Source organism: Enterobacter cloacae complex sp. 277I4 (assembly GCF_050031465.1).
GTDB lineage: Bacteria > Pseudomonadota > Gammaproteobacteria > Enterobacterales > Enterobacteriaceae > Enterobacter > Enterobacter cloacae.
Window position 1 is genome coordinate 1,892,688 of record NZ_JBLGWC010000001.1, and the last position, 16,780, is coordinate 1,909,467.

Genomic DNA, 16,780 nt, shown 5'->3' on the forward strand with positions numbered 1-16,780 from the left:
AGTGACGGGAAGGAGTGGTATCGATGTTTGGCTATCGCAGTAATGTGCCAAAAGTGCGTCTGACAACGGACAGGCTGGTTGTTCGTCTGGTGCACGAGCGTGATGCCTGGCGTCTGGCGGATTATTACGCCGAGAATCGCCAGTTTTTAAAACCCTGGGAACCCGTTCGGGATGAGAGCCACTGCTACCCTTCCGGCTGGCAGGCGCGCCTCAGCATGATTGCAGAATTCCACAAGCAGGGAAGCGCGTTCTATTTCGCGCTGCTGGATCCGGAGGAAAAAGAGATCATCGGCATTGCCAACTTTTCCAACGTAGTGCGCGGATCGTTTCACGCCTGCTACCTCGGCTACTCCATCGGCCAGAAATGGCAAGGGCAGGGGCTGATGTATGAGGCGCTAACGGTGGCGATCCGTTATATGCAGCGCACGCAACATATCCATCGCATTATGGCGAACTACATGCCACACAATCAGCGCAGCGGTAATTTGCTCGCGCGGTTGGGGTTTGAGAAAGAGGGGTACGCCAAAGATTATCTGCTGATAGACGGAGAGTGGCGCGACCACGTACTGACAGCATTAACCACCCGGGACTGGACGGCAGGCCGCTAAGGAGAAGAGATGAAATATCAGTTAAGCGCAACAGAAGCGCGTGTGATTGGCTGCCTGCTGGAAAAACAGGTCACCACACCGGAACAGTATCCGCTCTCCGTCAATGCCGTGACGATGGCGTGTAACCAGAAAACCAACCGTGAGCCGGTGATGAATCTCGGCGAACATGAGGTGCAGGATATTCTCGATGAACTGGTTAAACGCCATTACCTGCGCACGGTCAGCGGTTTCGGTAACCGCGTGACCAAGTACGAGCAGCGGTTTTGCAATTCTGAGTTCGGCGATCTGAAGTTGAGTGCCGCCGAGGTGGCGGTGATCACCACGCTGTTACTGCGCGGCGCGCAAACACCCGGTGAACTGCGCACCCGGGCCTCCCGCATGCATGAGTTCGCCGATATGCAGGAGGTTGAGCAGACCCTGGACGGGCTTGCCACCCGCGAGGATGGCCCTTACGTGGTACGTCTGGCGCGCGAGCCGGGGAAACGTGAAAGCCGCTATATGCACCTGTTTAGCGGTGAGGTTGATCCGTCAACGGTGTTAGCAGATTCGGCTGCCCCCGCCGCGCATGACAGCCTCGCGGCACGCGTAGAGGCGCTGGAGGAAGAGGTGGCCGGGCTGAAACAACGCCTGGATGCATTGCTGGCACATTTAGGAGACTGACGGTGAAAAAATTACGCGTTGGCGTGGTAGGGCTGGGCGGTATTGCGCAAAAGGCCTGGCTGCCTGTTCTGGGGGCCGCGACGGACTGGACGCTGCAAGGGGCGTGGTCACCTACCCGCGAGAAGGCCGAGCGGATCTGCGAAACCTGGCGCATGCCGTATGCGGCATCGCTTCAGGATCTGGCGCGCGACTGCGATGCGGTCTTTGTGCACACCTCTACCGCCACCCATTATCAGGTGGTCAGCGAATTACTGAATGCCGGGGTCCATGTTTGTGTGGATAAACCCCTGGCGGAAAACATTCAGGATGCCGAACGGCTGATTGAACTCGCTGCACGCAAAAAACTGACGCTGATGGTGGGTTTCAACCGCCGTTTTGCGCCGCTTTACCAGCAGTTGAAGGCCAGGTCTGGTGGGCTCGCGTCCCTGCGAATGGACAAGCATCGTACCGACAGCGTCGGACCGAACGATCTGCGCTTTACCCTTCTGGATGATTACCTGCACGTGGTAGATACGGCGCTCTGGCTAACCAACGGGCAAGCCCAGCTTAAAAGCGGCACCCTGTTGACCAACGATCAGGGCCATATGGTTTACGCTGAGCACCATTTTGCTCTTGAGCATCTGCAGGTCACCACCAGCATGCATCGCCGGGCCGGCAGTCAGCGGGAGTCTGTGCAGGCGGTCACGGATGGTGCCCTGTATGACATTACCGACATGCGCGAATGGCGCGAAGAGAAAGGCAGCGGCGTGGTCACGCTACCGGCGCCTGGCTGGCAAAGCACCCTTGAGCAGCGCGGCTTTGACGGATGCGCCCGCCACTTTATCACCTGTGTGCAAAATCAGACGGTTCCGGAAACATCCGGTGAGCAGGCCATCATGGCACAACGCATTGTTGAGCGGCTCTGGCGAGAGGCCATGAGCGAATAATTCTCTGTAACATCTGCCGATAGTAATTCCCTTAAATCCGGGTAGACTAAGCGCCGTTTGTTGGTTTCAATGGGTGGCGCTTTCGCTTACCCGTCCTGGAAATCCGTAGGGTTGTGGGAATTCTCATTAATGAACTTATTAAAATCGCTGGCGGCAGTCAGCTCGATGACCATGTTTTCCCGCGTGCTGGGTTTTGCGCGCGATGCGATTGTGGCAAGAGTATTTGGTGCAGGGATGGCAACGGACGCTTTTTTCGTCGCGTTCAAATTGCCGAATTTATTGCGTCGCATTTTTGCCGAGGGGGCATTTTCCCAGGCATTCGTTCCTATCCTGGCGGAATATAAAAGCAAGCAGGGTGAAGACGCCACGCGCGTATTTGTCGCTTACGTTTCAGGCCTCCTGACGCTGGCCCTGGCGATCGTAACGGTGCTCGGGATGCTGGCTGCGCCCTGGGTGATTATGGTGACGGCACCCGGCTTTGCGGACTCGGCAGATAAATTTGCCCTGACCACTCAACTGTTGCGTATTACCTTTCCTTATATTCTGCTGATCTCCCTGGCCTCGCTGGTGGGGGCAATCCTCAATACCTGGAACCGTTTTTCCGTTCCGGCCTTTGCGCCAACCTTCCTTAACATCAGCATGATTGGCTTTGCGCTGTTCGCCGCACCCCATTTCAACCCGCCGGTGCTGGCGCTGGCCTGGGCGGTGACGGCGGGCGGCGTGTTGCAACTGGCGTATCAGCTGCCGCATCTGAAGAAAATCGGCATGCTGGTTCTGCCGCGAATTAATTTCCGTGACGCCGGTGCGATGCGCGTGATTAAGCAGATGGGGCCTGCCATTCTCGGGGTTTCGGTTAGCCAGATCTCGCTTATCATCAACACTATCTTCGCCTCTTTCCTCAAATCCGGTTCCGTTTCGTGGATGTACTACGCGGACCGTTTGATGGAGTTTCCCTCCGGGGTGTTGGGGGTGGCGCTGGGGACTATTCTCCTGCCGTCGCTGTCGAAAAGTTTTGCCAGCGGAAACCATGACGAATATTGCCGTCTGATGGACTGGGGGCTGCGTCTCTGCTTCCTGCTGGCGCTGCCGAGTGCGGTAGCGCTGGGGATCCTCGCGCAGCCGCTGACCGTTTCCCTGTTCCAGTACGGCAAATTCACCGCTTTTGACGCGTCAATGACGCAGCAGGCGCTGATTGCCTACTCGGTGGGGCTGATGGGGCTGATCGTCGTTAAAGTGCTGGCACCAGGGTTCTACTCGCGCCAGGACATCAAAACGCCGGTGAAAATTGCCATTGTGACGCTGATTATGACTCAGCTGATGAACCTGGCCTTTATTGGCCCGCTTAAGCACGCCGGTCTGGCCTTGTCTATTGGTCTTGCGGCCTGTCTCAACGCCGGGCTGTTGTACTGGCAGTTGCGTAAGCAGGATATCTTCACGCCGCAGCCGGGCTGGAAAAGCTTCTTTGTGCGTCTGATCGTTGCGGTGCTGGTTATGGCTGCGGCGTTGCTTGGCATGCTGCATGTCATGCCGGAATGGTCGCAGGGCACCATGCTTTACCGTCTGATGCGGCTGATGGCCGTTGTGGGTGTTGGGGTTGTGGCCTACTTTGCGACGCTCGCGGTGCTGGGCTTCAAAGTGAAAGAGTTTGCCCGCCGTACCGCATAAACGCCAAAAGGGGAGTTCACCTGAGGGTGCTCCCCGCTGCCTGATTTGTCGCCTGGGCTTCAAATCGAAATCTTTTTCCCGCCCGTGACACGTGCCGTTGATGTTTGACCATCCGCACCGTACAGCCCGGGCTCTTTATGCGGCTTTAACACCTCAAGCGCTTGCTGATTACGCTCAATCTGGCCTTCCAGCAGCCAGCCGTTGTGCTGATTGAGATGGCGCAGATGCTGGGTTTTTTCTGTAATGGTCTGCCAGCGTTCTACAATATCGTCATTCGCACTGCGCTTAGGATCTTGCTCAGCGCGACGCTGTTGTTCCAGATAGTCCAGCGTCGCCAGAAGCGAACTTTTATCTTCCGTAATACGCTGCAACGCGCTGCCGTTGATCTGACCGGAAGAGAGGTGCTGTTGCTCCGCGTCCATGACCGTTTTCAGGTCGTTCAGGACAACCGTCATTTGATCCAGTATTTCTGACAGTCGACTCATACGGTTAGTTACTCTGTAAGAAACTCTGTGCTTCCTGAATCAGGGCGTCAGCAATTTTGCTGGTATCCATCTTCAGCTCACCATTACGAATAGCCGTTTTCAGCGCTTCCACGCGTTCCATATTGATATCGCTGCTGCCTGGCTGCATCAGTTTGGCCTGAGCATCGCTCAGGGTGACGCTGGTGCTGTTGGACGTTGACGGTTTTTCCACACGCGTTTTCTGCGGCGTGGCGTCATTCGTTTCGCGAGGCTGTACAGCGCTTACCGGCTTCAGGGCTGATGTACGATCAATGCTCATAGTGTTGTCCTCATCGAGGGTTCGCGGCGTTGGCGCCTGACATCATCATTAGTTGATTATTTATCGGCAGTCGCAGCGATTTCTTTAAAAAGATTATAGGTTAATCAGAATATTCCCATCAGAATCGACGGTTCCGCTAACCACCTGGCCTGAGGACATCCTGACGCGGGCATTTTGTGCCACCGCGGCATTGTTTAATGCCTTCCCTTCACTGTTTATCTGAAAACCATCGCCGTTGGCCACCACCATCACCTGCTGACCCGCTTTAACCCGCCATGCCTGACGCAGCATGGAGAGCTGTATCGGCTGGCCTGGCGCGACATCACGCAGGCTGACGGCATCCTGTGCCTGGTTAATGTCAAGCATGGTGCGCGGCGGAAGCTGATCCAGACGACCGCGTTTCAGAGTCACGCTGCTGGCGTGCAACATGCTGCCGCGAGCAATGGGAACGGCGGCCACAACATAATTGCCCGTCGCCTGTACCACAACCTGTAAATAGCGTTTTTCACCCGGACAGCGCGCCAGCACGTTCACGTTCCCCCACAGTTTTGTGGTGCCCGTTACGCTGAACGACGGCTGCTCACAGGAGGGATAGAGATTAGGTGGCGTGCGCACGGTGACGTTGACTTCGTCGCTAAAGCCCGCCAGTTGCTGAGCAAAGAAAGCCGTCAGTTGATCCTGTACTTCAGCCTGTACCAGGGGGCTGAAAAGCAGGGCCGTAGCCACCAGGCCGCGTTTTAACGTTTGCATCGCACATTCCACCGTTACCCGAATTGAGAGGATTCTACCTGCAGTGGTTTTGCATCAACGGAATAAATAGCGACGCATTTTGCGCTTATTCCGTCGATAGGGGTGACGGGGTGAGATTTAAGCTGTGAACTGAAATTTTGCCATCAGCGGAGGAGACATGCTCGATAAACTCGACGCCGCGTTACGTTTTCAGCAGGAAGCGCTCAATTTACGCGCCCAGCGGCAGGAGATTTTAGCCGCCAATATTGCCAACGCCGATACGCCAGGGTATCAGGCGCGCGATATTGATTTTTCCAGTGAGCTTAAAAAAGTGATGGAGCGTGGACGTGCAGAAGGGAGCGGTGTCGCGCTCGCTCTGACCTCCTCACGCCATATTCCTGCTCAGGCGATGACGGCGCCCACGACCGATTTACTTTATCGCATTCCCGACCAGCCTTCACTCGACGGTAACACCGTGGATATGGACCGGGAGCGTACGCAGTTTGCCGATAACAGCCTGAAATACCAGATGGGCCTGACCGTACTCGGCGGACAGATCAAAGGCATGATGAACGTCCTGCAGGGGGGCAACGGATAAATGGCCTTGCTGAATATTTTCGATATCGCCGGCTCGGCGTTAACCGCGCAGTCCAAGCGCCTGAACGTGGCTGCCAGTAACCTGGCGAACGCCGACAGCGTGACCGGACCTGACGGACAGCCTTATCGTGCAAAGCAGGTGGTGTTCCAGGTGGATGCTGCACCAGGCGCGGCGACGGGCGGGGTGAAAGTCTCTGACGTGGTGGAAAGCCAGGCACCGGACAAGCTGGTGTATGAGCCCGGCAACCCGCTGGCGGATGCGAACGGCTACGTGAAAATGCCAAACGTGGATGTGGTGGGGGAGATGGTGAACTCCATGTCCGCCTCACGTAGCTACCAGGCAAACGTCGAAGTGCTTAATACCGTGAAGAGCATGATGCTCAAAACCCTCACTCTCGGCCAGTAAAGGAGACATGCATGTCCATCGCCGTTAATGTGAATGATCCAACGAACTCGGGCGTCAGTGGCGCCAAAAGTTCGACGGGTTCCAGCTCCCTGACGGGAAGTAACGCCTCCGATCTGCAAAGCAGCTTTCTGACGCTGCTGGTGGCACAGCTGAAGAACCAGGATCCCACCAACCCCATGCAGAACAACGAACTGACCACGCAGCTTGCGCAGATCAGTACCGTCAGCGGCATTGAGAAACTCAATACCACCCTCGGCTCTGTTTCCGGGCAAATTGATAACAGCCAGTCCCTGCAGGCTGCGAGCCTGATTGGTCACGGGGTGATGATCCCGGGCACCACGATCCTGGCGGGCACCAGCACTACCGAAGGCAACACGACCACCACCACCACGCCGTTTGGCGTTGAGCTGCAGCAGGCGGCCGACAAAGTCACCGCGACGATCACCGACGCTACCGGCGCCGTGGTTCGCACGATTGATATCGGCGAACTGAAGGCGGGCGTTCATACCTTTACCTGGGATGGCAGCCTGGCCGACGGCACCAAAGCGCCAAACGGTTCTTACAAAGTGGCAATCAGTGCCAGCAATGGCTCTACCCAGCTGGTGGCTCAGCCGCTGCAGTTTGCGCTGGTCCAGGGCGTCATTAAAGGTAGCGATGGCAACAAACTGGATTTGGGTACTTCTGGTACCACCACACTCGACGAAGTTCGGCAGATTATCTAAGCCTTAACACTTATCAGGAGTAAGTCATGGCCTTTTCTCAAGCGGTCAGCGGCCTGAATGCTGCGGCCACCAACCTGGACGTCATTGGCAACAACATCGCCAACTCCGCGACCTATGGTTTTAAATCCGGTTCTGCTTCATTTGCAGATATGTTTGCCGGTTCCAAAGTGGGTCTGGGCGTAAAAGTTGCAGGCATTACCCAGGACTTTACCGACGGCACCACCACCAATACCGGTCGAGGCCTGGACGTTGCCATCAGCCAGAACGGTTTCTTCCGTATGGTCGATGCTAACGGCTCGGTGTTCTACAGCCGTAACGGCCAGTTCAAGCTGGACGAAAACCGTAACCTGGTGAACATGCAGGGGATGCAATTAACCGGTTATCCGGTTGCCGGGACGCCATCAACGGTTCAGACCGGTGCGAACCCACAGCCTATTAATATCCCGACCACGCTGATGGCCGCGAAGGCCACCACCACGGCTTCCCAGCAGATTAACCTCAACTCCACCGATACCGCACCGACCACCGCCTTTGATCCGGCCAACCCGGATACTTACAACAAAAAAGGTACGGTCACCGTCTTTGACAGCCAGGGTAATGCGCACAACATGAACCTGTTTTACGTCAAAGATGCGACCCCGGCTAACTCCTGGAAAGTGTATGCCCAGGACGGTAGCGTGGCAGGCAGCACGGCCTCTCTCGCCACGACGCTGACCTTCAACAACAACGGTACGCTGATCGGCGGTGGCAACATCAACCTGACTACCGCGACCATTCCTGGTGCCACGCCTGCGACCTTCGCCATGAGTTTTGCGAACTCCATGCAGCAGAACACTGGTGCGAACAACATCGTTGGAACCAGCCAGAATGGTTTTAAACCGGGCGACCTGGTGAGCTACCAGATCAACGACGACGGCACCGTGGTCGGTAACTACTCCAACGAACAGACCCAGGTTCTGGGCCAGATCGTGCTGGCAAACTTCGCCAACAACGAAGGTCTGAAGTCTGAAGGTGACAACGTCTGGTCTGCCACGCAGTCCTCCGGCGTCGCGCTGCTGGGTACCGCGGGTTCCGGTAACTTCGGTACGCTGACCAACGGTGCGCTGGAAGCCTCTAACGTCGACCTGAGTAAAGAGCTGGTGAACATGATTGTCGCGCAACGTAACTATCAGTCGAACGCGCAGACCATCAAGACCCAGGATCAGATCCTCAACACGCTGGTTAACCTGCGTTAAGCGGCTAACAGGAAAGCGCAATGGATCACGCAATATATACCGCGATGGGCGCGGCAAGTCAGACGCTCAATCAGCAGGCCGTTACCGCCAGCAACCTGGCGAACGCCTCTACGCCGGGGTTCCGCGCACAGCTCAATGCGCTGCGTGCGGTGCCGGTAGAAGGGTTGTCCCTGCCGACGCGTACGCTGGTTACCGCCTCCACGCCGGGTGCAGACATGACGCCAGGGCAGATGGATTACACCGCCCGTCCGCTGGACGTTGCTCTGCAGCAGGACGGCTGGCTGGCCGTGCAAACGGCAGACGGCGGCGAAGGCTATACCCGCAACGGAAATATCCAGGTCAGTGCCACAGGCCAGTTGACGATTCAGGGGCACCCGGTAATGGGTGAAGCGGGTCCGTTGACGGTGCCGGAAGGCTCAGAGCTGACCATCGCCGCAGACGGTACCATCTCCGCCTTGAACCCCGGCGACCCGGCCAATACCGTTGCGCCCGTCGGGCGTCTGAAGCTGGTCAAAGCGGATGGCAAAGAGGTGCAGCGTGGTGATGACGGTATGTTCCGTCTGACCCAGGCGGCTCAGGCCACCCGTGGCGCCACGCTTCAGGCCGACCCGACCATTCGCGTGATGTCCGGTGTTCTGGAAGGCAGCAACGTCAAGCCGGTCGAAGCCATGACCGACATGATCGCCAGCGCCCGTCGTTTTGAAATGCAGATGAAGATTATCAGCAGCGTTGATGAAAACGCGGGCAAAGCTAACCAACTTCTGGCTATGAGTTAACAGGACTCCCTATGATCAGTTCTTTATGGATCGCGAAAACTGGCCTGGACGCGCAGCAAACCAATATGGATGTGATTGCCAACAACCTGGCAAACGTCAGCACCAATGGTTTCAAGCGTCAGCGTGCCGTTTTCGAAGATTTGCTTTACCAAACCATTCGTCAGCCGGGTGCGCAGTCCTCTGAGCAAACCACGCTGCCGTCAGGTTTGCAGATCGGTACCGGTGTTCGTCCGGTCGCCACCGAGCGTCTGCACAGCCAGGGCAACCTGTCTCAGACCAACAACAGCAAAGACGTCGCCATTAAAGGCCAGGGTTTCTTCCAGGTGCAGTTGCCTGACGGGACCTCTGCCTATACCCGTGACGGCTCGTTCCAGGTCGATCAGAACGGCCAGCTGGTCACGGCCGGTGGTTTCCAGGTTCAGCCTGCTATCACGATCCCGGCGAATGCCCTGAGCATCACCATCGGGCGTGACGGCGTGGTGAGCGTCACCCAGCAGGGACAGGCCGCGCCTGTTCAGGTGGGGCAGCTCAACCTGACCACCTTCATGAACGATACCGGTCTGGAAAGCATTGGCGAGAACCTCTACACCGAAACGCAATCCTCCGGTACGCCGAATGAGAGCACCCCGGGCCTGAACGGGGCAGGGCTGCTGTATCAGGGTTATGTGGAAACCTCGAACGTGAACGTGGCGGAAGAGCTGGTGAATATGATCCAGGTCCAGCGCGCGTATGAAATTAACAGTAAAGCAGTGTCGACGACCGACCAGATGCTGCAGAAACTGACGCAACTCTAAGGTGCAGCCCGGTGCGGTGAACGCCGCACCGGCTCCCTGTTTTCGAAGATGAAGGCAATGCAAAAAAACGCGGCGTTTCGTTATCCGATTCTGACTGTTCTGGCCGTCACCCTTAGCGGATGTGCCTGGATCCCGTCTAAACCATTGGTCCAGGGTGCGACGACCGCCCAACCCGTTCCTGGCCCTGCGCCAGTGGTGAACGGCTCCATTTTCCAGACCGCGCAGCCGATCAACTATGGTTATCAGCCGCTGTTTGAAGACCGTCGCCCGCGTAACGTCGGCGATACCCTGACCATTGTGCTGCAGGAGAACGTCAGCGCGAGCAAGAGCTCGTCGGCGAATGCCAGCCGCGATGGCAAAACCAATTTTGGCTTCGATACCGTACCGCGCTATCTGCAGGGACTCTTCGGCAATGCACGTGCGGATGTTGAGGCGTCTGGCGGCAATACCTTTAACGGTAAAGGTGGCGCGAACGCCAGCAATACCTTCAGCGGCACGCTGACGGTAACGGTTGACCAGGTGCTGGTTAACGGCAATTTACATGTGGTGGGTGAAAAACAGATCGCCATTAACCAGGGCACTGAGTTCATTCGCTTCTCCGGTGTGGTTAACCCTCGCACCATCAGCGGCACCAACACCGTTCCGTCCACCCAGGTGGCGGATGCGCGCATTGAATACGTCGGTAACGGCTATATCAACGAAGCGCAAAATATGGGCTGGCTGCAGCGCTTCTTCCTTAATTTATCGCCGATGTAAGCGAGGTGACCCATGTTTAAATCGATCTTCGCCGTGGCGCTGATGCTGGTGGCAACATTTGCCCAGGCTGACCGCATTCGCGATCTCACCAGCGTTCAGGGCGTGCGTGAAAACTCCCTCATTGGCTATGGTCTGGTGGTTGGCCTGGATGGCACGGGTGACCAGACCACCCAGACGCCATTCACCACCCAGAGCTTGAACAACATGCTGTCCCAGCTCGGTATCACCGTACCGGCGGGCACCAACATGCAGTTGAAAAACGTGGCGGCGGTCATGGTAACCGCTTCCTACCCGGCGTTTGCGCGTCAGGGGCAGACCATCGATGTGGTGGTTTCCTCCATGGGTAACGCCAAAAGCCTGCGCGGCGGTACGCTGCTGATGACTCCGCTGAAAGGGGTGGATAGCCAGGTTTATGCCCTGGCGCAGGGTAACATTCTGGTGGGCGGCGCGGGGGCCTCTGCAGGCGGCAGCAGCGTGCAGGTCAACCAGCTGAACGGCGGGCGTATCACTAACGGTGCAATCATTGAGCGTGAACTGCCGACCCAGTTCGGCGCGGGGAATACCATCAACCTGCAGCTGAACAACGAAGATTTCACCATGGCGCAGCAGATCGCCGACACCATCAACCGCAGCCGCGGCTATGGCAGTGCGACGGCGCTGGACGCCCGTACCGTGCAGATCCGCACCTCAACGGGCGGCAGCAACCAGGTGCGCATGCTGGCCGATATCCAGAACATGGAAGTGAACGTCCCTGTTCAGGATGCCAAAGTGATCATCAACTCCCGTACCGGTTCGGTGGTGATGAACCGTGAAGTGTCGCTGGACAGTTGCGCTGTGGCGCAGGGTAACCTCTCGGTAACGGTCAACCGCTCCGCCAACGTCAGCCAGCCGGATACCCCGTTTGGTGGTGGGCAGACGGTGGTAACGCCGCAAACCCAGATCGATTTGCGTCAGAGCGGGGGCTCGCTGCAGAGCGTACGCTCCAGTGCCAACCTCAACAGCGTGGTGCGTGCCCTGAATGCCCTGGGGGCAACGCCGATGGATCTGATGTCTATTCTGCAATCCATGCAAAGTGCGGGCTGTCTGCGCGCCAAACTGGAAATCATCTGATGCTGACCGATAGCAAACTGTTGACCAGCGCGGCCTGGGATGCCCAGTCGCTTAACGAACTGAAAACCCAGGCAGGCAAAGACCCGGCGGCGAATATCCGCCCGGTCGCCCGCCAGGTGGAGGGGATGTTTGTACAGATGATGCTGAAGAGCATGCGTGAAACTCTGCCTAAAGACGGCATGTTCAGCAGTGATTCAACGCGCCTGTATACCAGCATGTATGACCAACAGATTGCGCAGCAGATGACCGCCGGTAAAGGGCTCGGTCTGGCTGACATGATAGTCAAACAGACCGAAGCCGCGCAGGGGATCCAGCCGAAGGATGAGCCGCAGCAGGTGCCGATGAAGTTCGACCTGCAAACGGTGACCAGCTATCAGAACCAGGCGCTGACGCAAATGGTGCGTAAAGCGATACCGAAGGCGACGGTGAGCAGCGATGAGCCGCTCTCCGGCGACAGCAAAGACTTCCTGGCACAGCTTTCGCTGCCGGCCCGTCTTGCCAGTGAACAGAGTGGGGTACCACATCACCTGATTCTGGCCCAGGCCGCGCTGGAATCGGGCTGGGGTCAGCGCCAGATCCGTAAAGAAAACGGCGAGCCGAGCTTCAACATCTTTGGCGTGAAGGCGAATGCCAGCTGGAAGGGGCCGACAACGGAGATCACCACCACCGAATATGAAAACGGAGCGGCGGTGAAGATCAAAGCAAAATTCCGCGTTTACAGCTCTTATCTGGAAGCGTTGTCCGATTATGTGGGCCTGTTGAGCCGCAACCCGCGTTATGCCGCCGTTACGCAGGCGGCTACGCCTGAGCAGGGTGCGCAGGCCCTGCAAAATGCGGGCTATGCCACCGACCCGAACTATGCGCGTAAGCTCACCAGCATGATTCAGCAGCTTAAATCGATGGGCGAGAAAGTCAGCAAAGCCTATAGCACAGATATCGAAAATCTGTTCTGAAACTTCTCAAGTCCCGGTGGAGGCTGCCGATAACTTTCATCAGGACTCGTGTCTGAACGAATAAAAGGAACCTCCATGTCCAGTTTGATTAACAGCGCCATGAGTGGCCTCAGTGCTGCTCAGGCGGCACTCAATACCGTCAGTAATAACATTTCAAGCTATAACGTGGCAGGTTACACCCGCCAGACGACCGTGCTGGGTGCGTCTAACAGCACGCTGACCGGCGGTGGCTGGGTGGGCAACGGGGTGTATGTGTCTGGTGTGCAGCGTGAATATGATGCTTTCATCACCAACCAACTGCGCGCCGCGCAAACGCAGAGTAGCGGTCTGACGACGCGCTATCAGCAGATGTCAAAAATTGACGATGTGCTCTCTGATTCCACCAACTCACTTTCGACGACGCTTCAGGATTTCTTTAAAAGCCTGCAAACGCTGGTGAGCAACGCGGAAGACCCGGCCGCAAGACAGACGGTGCTGGGAAAAGCGGATGGTCTGGTCAATCAGTTTAAAACGAACGACCAGTATCTTCGCGATCAGGATTCTCAGGTTAATACCGCCATCGCTTCAAGCGTTGAGCAGATCAACAACTACGCAAAACAGATTGCGAATCTGAACGATCAGATTTCACGTCTCACCGGCGTAGGGGCAGGGTCATCGCCAAATGACCTGCTGGATCAGCGCGATCAGCTGGTGAGTGAGCTGAACCAAATTGTGGGTGTTGAAGTGGCTGTTCAGGATGGTGGCACCTATAACGTCTCCTTTGGCAACGGTTACAGCCTGGTGCAGGGGAGCAAAGCAAACCAGTTAGCCGCGGTGAAATCCAGCGCCGATCCGACCCGGACGACTATCGCCTACAGCGATGAGGTGTCCGGCAACGTCGAAATTCCCGAGAAAATGGTCACCACCGGTTCGCTGGGGGGCTTGTTTACGTTCCGCTCAGAAGATCTGGATAAAGCGCGTAACAACCTCAACCAGCTGGCACTGGCCTTTGCGGACGCTATGAATAAGCAGCATGAAGCCGGGTTTGATGCCAATGGCGATGCCGGTGGCAAGCTGTTCGACTTTGGTTCGCCAGCCGTGGTAACCAACAGTCGCAATACCGGTACGGCCGCAATGACGGCCACTGTGGCAGACAGCACCAAAGTGCAGGCCACCGATTATAAGCTGCAGTTTAACGGCACCGACTGGACTATCACCCGTTCGGATAAAACCAGCTTCACCATGGCCCCGGACGCAAGTGGCAATCTCACCTTTGATGGCCTGAGCGTCAACGTGACCGGTAGTGCGAACGCCAAAGACAGTTTCATCGTCAAGCCTGTTTCTGATGTCATCGTCAATATGGAGCTCAAGTTCAAAGATGAGTCCAAACTGGCTATGGCATCCGCAAGCAACGGCGGCGAGAGCGACAACCGCAATGGACAAAAACTGCTCGATCTGCAAAACAGTAAGGTTGTTGGCGGCAATAAGACTTTCAACGATGCCTATGCTTCCCTTGTCAGTACGGTCGGCAGCTCAACCGCCGCGCTGAAAACCAGCAGCGAAACGAAAGCGAATGTGGCGACGCAACTGACTAAGCAGCAGCAGTCCATCTCTGGGGTAAACCTCGACGAAGAGTATGGCAACCTGCAGCGCTATCAGCAGTATTACCTTGCCAATGCGCAGGTTTTACAAACTGCCAGCACGCTTTTTGATGCAATTATCAATATTCGCTAAGGCTGAGGTGAAAAATGCGTATTAGCACCCAGATGATGTACGACCAGAACATGCGGGGAATCACCGATTCCCAGAGCAAGTGGCTGAGCTACGGTGAGCAAATGTCCACTGGTAAGCGTGTGAACCGTCCGTCGGACGATCCTATTGCGGCGTCGCAGGCGGTTGTGCTGTCACAATCTCAATCCCAGAATAGCCAGTTTGCCCTGGCGAGAACGTTCGCCACGCAAAAAGTCTCTCTGGAAGATAACGTGCTGAGCCAGGTTAACGCGGCAATTACCAGTGCGAAAGAGAAACTCGTTAACGCAGGAAATGGCACGTTAAGTGATGACGATCGTCTGTCACTGGCGAGTGACTTGCAGGGTATCCGCGATCAGCTGATGAACCTGGCAAACTCAGCGGATGGTAATGGTCGGTATATTTTTGCTGGCTATAAGACCGAAGCGCCACCGTTTGATTCCGTTACCGGTGATTACAACGGGGGAACTCAGGCCATCTCTCAGCAGGTTGATACCGCCCGTAATATGGTGATTAGCCACACTGGTCAGCAGATCTTCGAAAGTATTACCAGTAACGCCAAAGAACTGCCTGGCGGCGGTTATGGCGAGACGAATATGTTCAAGATCCTCGACTCGGCGATTTCCGCGCTCAAGGTTCCTGTTGATAACGACTCTGCGGCGGCGGAAGTGCAGAACAAAGCGATTTCTGATGCACAGATCGGCATCACCAATACCCAGAACAATGTCCTTACCGTCGTGGCGGATGTGGGTACCAAGATGAACGAACTGGAAAAACTCGATAACCTGGGCGATGACCGTGCGCTGGGGCAGACTCAGCAGATGAGCGATTTGGTCGATGTTGACTGGAACAGTGCCATTTCTTCTTACATTATGCAGCAGGCTGCCTTGCAGGCGTCCTATAAAGCGTTTAGCGATATGCAGGGTATGTCGCTGTTCCAGTTGAACAAATAACATCTTTACCTCTTAGAACATGTCTTGAAACTGGGCATGTTTTGACTGCCCAATCCGTCTGGATTGGGCATTTTTTTTAGGCGATGTCTGCCTGCACGGCGCTGACGCGAGCGCTCTCAATCAGGCGAATGACCAGCGCAATGACGCCGCATACCGTCGCAAGCGCGACCACCCCGGTCCATCCCGCCAGCGTATAGATATTACTGCCCAGCGCAGAGCCCAGTGCCATGCCGATGAAGATTACCGTAAAGAGCAGGGCGTTCAGGCGTCCACGGGCCTGCGGCTCAAGGCTATACACCAGATTCTGATGCGCCACCAGGCTTGACTGCAGACCCAGATCGAACCCGACGGCGGAGAGGGCAATCAGGATGAGCTGTCCATGAAGGCCCAGCGCGGGCATCAGGAACATCAGGGCAAATGAGACGGTCACGAGAAGCGCACCGAGTTGCGTGACTTTTCCGGCGCCCAGCTTATCGGCCAGACCTCCCGCCAGCGGGGCGGCTAACGCACCTGCAGCACCCGCAATACCAAATCCCCCCGCGACCGCACTTCCTAAGTGATAACGTTCCAGCAGCATCACTGCCAGCGTGGACCAGAAGGCGCTAAAGGCAATCGACAGAAAACCCTGAGCCAGCGCCGCGCGGCGCAGAGCCGGATAACGACGCCACAGGTGTTCCATAGAACGCAGCAGCGCCGGATAGCTCAGGGTGGAGTGGATGGCAAACCGCGGGAGTACGGCCCACATAACAACGCCGATAAACGCAATGCTTGCGGCAGCCAGCTGGTACATGACGCGCCAGCCAAAAGCCTCACCTACCACGCCGCTGACGGTTCGGGAGAGCAGAATACCCAGCAACAGACCGGTCATCACCGTACCGACGGTTTTCCCCTGTTTGCCTTCCGGCGCAAGGATTGCAGCGGCAGGGACGATATCCTGCGCCATGGTGGCGGCCACGCCAATAAGCAGACTTGCCAGCAGCAGGGAGTGGATTTGTCCGGTCAGGCTACAGCTAAGCAGAAATAGCGCCAGGGCTGCACTTTTTATCAGGATCAGTGTTCTGCGGTCGTGTCGGTCGCCGAGCGGCAGCAGGAACAGGATCCCCAGAGCATATCCCGCCTGGGTAAGCGTCGGGACCATGCCCATTCCTTCGATACTCAGGTGCAGGTCAGCGCCCATCAGCGGCAGCAGAGGCTGAGCATAATAGATGGATGCCACACTGAAGCCCGCACCGAGCGCCAGCATTAAGATGACCCAGCGGCTTACGGCATGGGCGGCGGATGTTGTGTTCATAAGATGTTCCTCATTCATCGTGTGTGGCTATTTTTTATCAGCATGCCTTGCAGCGGTAGCGGGCCCGGTGGTAAAACGCTTATACGTT

Annotated in this window: 19 protein-coding genes; 15 read left to right on the forward strand and 4 right to left on the reverse strand. The window is 56.6% G+C overall.

The window, feature by feature from the left end; all coding sequences use genetic code 11:
- Positions 1-23: 23 nt before the first annotated feature.
- From rimJ to murJ, 4 genes are all read left to right on the forward strand, one after another.
- Positions 24-608 (forward strand): ribosomal protein S5-alanine N-acetyltransferase, encoded by a 585-nt coding sequence (gene rimJ, locus ACQG19_RS09060; protein WP_013097146.1) that lies wholly within the window; start codon positions 24-26, stop codon positions 606-608.
- Positions 609-617: 9 nt separating this feature from the next.
- On the forward strand, positions 618-1,268 hold the full coding sequence (locus ACQG19_RS09065) for a YceH family protein (RefSeq protein ID WP_047024050.1): 651 nt from the start codon (positions 618-620) through the stop codon (positions 1,266-1,268).
- Between the two features lie 2 nt (positions 1,269-1,270).
- A complete protein-coding gene (locus tag ACQG19_RS09070) occupies positions 1,271-2,194 on the forward strand; it encodes a Gfo/Idh/MocA family protein (protein ID WP_246931455.1) in 924 nt (307 codons plus the stop codon).
- Positions 2,195-2,323: 129 nt separating this feature from the next.
- A complete protein-coding gene (gene murJ / locus ACQG19_RS09075; RefSeq protein ID WP_023620179.1) occupies positions 2,324-3,859 on the forward strand; it encodes a murein biosynthesis integral membrane protein MurJ in 1,536 nt (511 codons plus the stop codon).
- A gap of 59 nt (positions 3,860-3,918) precedes the next feature.
- Here murJ and flgN read toward each other — a convergent pair whose 3' ends face one another.
- The 3 genes from flgN to flgA all read right to left on the reverse strand — a co-directional run bounded on the left by flgN (position 3,919) and on the right by flgA (position 5,392).
- Positions 3,919-4,344 carry a flagella biosynthesis chaperone FlgN gene (flgN, locus tag ACQG19_RS09080; protein ID WP_028027944.1) on the reverse strand — a complete coding sequence of 142 codons (426 nt, stop codon included), beginning with the start codon at positions 4,342-4,344 and terminating at the stop codon, positions 3,919-3,921.
- 4 nt (positions 4,345-4,348) lie between these two features.
- A complete protein-coding gene (gene flgM, locus ACQG19_RS09085) occupies positions 4,349-4,642 on the reverse strand; it encodes a flagellar biosynthesis anti-sigma factor FlgM (RefSeq protein ID WP_013097141.1) in 294 nt (97 codons plus the stop codon).
- A gap of 93 nt (positions 4,643-4,735) precedes the next feature.
- Entirely contained in the window at positions 4,736-5,392 is a 657-nt protein-coding gene (gene flgA / locus ACQG19_RS09090; protein ID WP_246931453.1) for a flagellar basal body P-ring formation chaperone FlgA, read from the reverse strand.
- Positions 5,393-5,549: 157 nt separating this feature from the next.
- Here flgA and flgB point away from each other — a divergent pair, with 157 nt between their 5' ends.
- The 11 genes from flgB to flgL all read left to right on the forward strand — a co-directional run bounded on the left by flgB (position 5,550) and on the right by flgL (position 15,401).
- Positions 5,550-5,969, forward strand: coding sequence for a flagellar basal body rod protein FlgB (gene flgB, locus ACQG19_RS09095; protein ID WP_013097139.1), 420 nt, complete (start codon positions 5,550-5,552; stop codon positions 5,967-5,969).
- Positions 5,970-6,374, forward strand: coding sequence for a flagellar basal body rod protein FlgC (flgC, locus tag ACQG19_RS09100; protein ID WP_013097138.1), 405 nt, complete (start codon positions 5,970-5,972; stop codon positions 6,372-6,374).
- An 11-nt stretch (positions 6,375-6,385) separates the two neighbouring features.
- On the forward strand, positions 6,386-7,096 hold the full coding sequence (gene flgD / locus ACQG19_RS09105) for a flagellar hook assembly protein FlgD (RefSeq protein WP_013097137.1): 711 nt from the start codon (positions 6,386-6,388) through the stop codon (positions 7,094-7,096).
- 26 nt (positions 7,097-7,122) lie between these two features.
- Positions 7,123-8,331, forward strand: coding sequence for a flagellar hook protein FlgE (flgE, locus tag ACQG19_RS09110; RefSeq protein WP_013097136.1), 1,209 nt, complete (start codon positions 7,123-7,125; stop codon positions 8,329-8,331).
- A gap of 20 nt (positions 8,332-8,351) precedes the next feature.
- Positions 8,352-9,107, forward strand: coding sequence for a flagellar basal body rod protein FlgF (locus tag ACQG19_RS09115; RefSeq protein ID WP_013097135.1), 756 nt, complete (start codon positions 8,352-8,354; stop codon positions 9,105-9,107).
- Positions 9,108-9,118: 11 nt separating this feature from the next.
- Entirely contained in the window at positions 9,119-9,901 is a 783-nt protein-coding gene (gene flgG, locus ACQG19_RS09120) for a flagellar basal-body rod protein FlgG (protein ID WP_008500810.1), read from the forward strand.
- Between the two features lie 57 nt (positions 9,902-9,958).
- Entirely contained in the window at positions 9,959-10,657 is a 699-nt protein-coding gene (gene flgH / locus ACQG19_RS09125) for a flagellar basal body L-ring protein FlgH (protein WP_003857987.1), read from the forward strand.
- Positions 10,658-10,669: 12 nt separating this feature from the next.
- A complete protein-coding gene (locus ACQG19_RS09130) occupies positions 10,670-11,767 on the forward strand; it encodes a flagellar basal body P-ring protein FlgI (RefSeq protein WP_013097134.1) in 1,098 nt (365 codons plus the stop codon).
- A complete protein-coding gene (gene flgJ / locus ACQG19_RS09135; RefSeq protein WP_020689612.1) occupies positions 11,767-12,720 on the forward strand; it encodes a flagellar assembly peptidoglycan hydrolase FlgJ in 954 nt (317 codons plus the stop codon). Before ACQG19_RS09130 ends, flgJ begins: the two co-directional genes overlap by 1 nt.
- Before the next feature lie 75 nt (positions 12,721-12,795).
- Entirely contained in the window at positions 12,796-14,433 is a 1,638-nt protein-coding gene (flgK, locus tag ACQG19_RS09140) for a flagellar hook-associated protein FlgK (RefSeq protein ID WP_222168636.1), read from the forward strand.
- 14 nt (positions 14,434-14,447) lie between these two features.
- Complete coding sequence (gene flgL, locus ACQG19_RS09145) at positions 14,448-15,401, forward strand: flagellar hook-associated protein FlgL (RefSeq protein ID WP_013097131.1); 954 nt, start codon at positions 14,448-14,450, stop codon at positions 15,399-15,401.
- 76 nt (positions 15,402-15,477) lie between these two features.
- Here the strand turns inward: flgL and ACQG19_RS09150 are convergent, their stop codons facing one another.
- A complete protein-coding gene (locus tag ACQG19_RS09150) occupies positions 15,478-16,692 on the reverse strand; it encodes an MFS transporter (RefSeq protein WP_155022701.1) in 1,215 nt (404 codons plus the stop codon).
- Positions 16,693-16,780: the final 88 nt, after the last annotated feature.

Coding starts and splice junctions, on each gene's coding strand:
- flgD (WP_013097137.1), top strand. CDS start 6,386: ATGTCCATCGCCGTTAATGTGAATGATCCAACGAACTCGGGCGTCAGT.
- rimJ (WP_013097146.1), top strand. CDS start 24: ATGTTTGGCTATCGCAGTAATGTGCCAAAAGTGCGTCTGACAACGGAC.
- flgH (WP_003857987.1), top strand. CDS start 9,959: ATGCAAAAAAACGCGGCGTTTCGTTATCCGATTCTGACTGTTCTGGCC.
- murJ (WP_023620179.1), top strand. CDS start 2,324: ATGAACTTATTAAAATCGCTGGCGGCAGTCAGCTCGATGACCATGTTT.
- flgC (WP_013097138.1), top strand. CDS start 5,970: ATGGCCTTGCTGAATATTTTCGATATCGCCGGCTCGGCGTTAACCGCG.
- ACQG19_RS09065 (WP_047024050.1), top strand. CDS start 618: ATGAAATATCAGTTAAGCGCAACAGAAGCGCGTGTGATTGGCTGCCTG.
- ACQG19_RS09150 (WP_155022701.1), bottom strand. CDS start 16,692: ATGAACACAACATCCGCCGCCCATGCCGTAAGCCGCTGGGTCATCTTA.
- ACQG19_RS09115 (WP_013097135.1), top strand. CDS start 8,352: ATGGATCACGCAATATATACCGCGATGGGCGCGGCAAGTCAGACGCTC.
- flgE (WP_013097136.1), top strand. CDS start 7,123: ATGGCCTTTTCTCAAGCGGTCAGCGGCCTGAATGCTGCGGCCACCAAC.
- flgN (WP_028027944.1), bottom strand. CDS start 4,344: ATGAGTCGACTGTCAGAAATACTGGATCAAATGACGGTTGTCCTGAAC.
- flgG (WP_008500810.1), top strand. CDS start 9,119: ATGATCAGTTCTTTATGGATCGCGAAAACTGGCCTGGACGCGCAGCAA.
- flgA (WP_246931453.1), bottom strand. CDS start 5,392: ATGCAAACGTTAAAACGCGGCCTGGTGGCTACGGCCCTGCTTTTCAGC.
- flgJ (WP_020689612.1), top strand. CDS start 11,767: ATGCTGACCGATAGCAAACTGTTGACCAGCGCGGCCTGGGATGCCCAG.
- flgK (WP_222168636.1), top strand. CDS start 12,796: ATGTCCAGTTTGATTAACAGCGCCATGAGTGGCCTCAGTGCTGCTCAG.
- flgB (WP_013097139.1), top strand. CDS start 5,550: ATGCTCGATAAACTCGACGCCGCGTTACGTTTTCAGCAGGAAGCGCTC.
- flgM (WP_013097141.1), bottom strand. CDS start 4,642: ATGAGCATTGATCGTACATCAGCCCTGAAGCCGGTAAGCGCTGTACAG.
- flgL (WP_013097131.1), top strand. CDS start 14,448: ATGCGTATTAGCACCCAGATGATGTACGACCAGAACATGCGGGGAATC.
- ACQG19_RS09130 (WP_013097134.1), top strand. CDS start 10,670: ATGTTTAAATCGATCTTCGCCGTGGCGCTGATGCTGGTGGCAACATTT.